The organism is Pseudomonas sp. 67(2021) (assembly GCF_017491835.1).
GTDB lineage: Bacteria > Pseudomonadota > Gammaproteobacteria > Pseudomonadales > Pseudomonadaceae > Aquipseudomonas > Aquipseudomonas atacamensis.
On record NZ_JAFGYL010000130.1, the window covers coordinates 1 to 231 of the forward strand.

The following is a 231-nucleotide window of genomic DNA, read 5'->3' on the forward strand; positions in this document are numbered from 1 at the left end:
CGAGCCAGCCCGGCAGCAAGAAATGGAACAGCGACCACAGCTCGCCCAAGTGGTTTTCCAGCGGCGTGCCGCTGAGGCACAGGCGCTGGCGTGCATTCAGCTCGCGGGCGGCCTGGGCGGCTTTGCTCAGCGGGTTCTTGATGTTCTGCGCCTCGTCGAGAATCAGCACGCTCCACGACTGCGGCTGCAAGATTTCCAGATCCCTGGGCAGCAATGCGTAAGTGGTCAGCA

Annotated in this window: 1 protein-coding gene; it reads right to left on the reverse strand. The window is 63.2% G+C overall.

Annotation, left to right across the window (positions count from 1 at the left end; translation table 11 throughout):
• Positions 1 to 231: SNF2-related protein (locus tag J5M66_RS26850; protein WP_207810302.1), on the reverse strand; the 231-nt coding region annotated here is incomplete at both ends.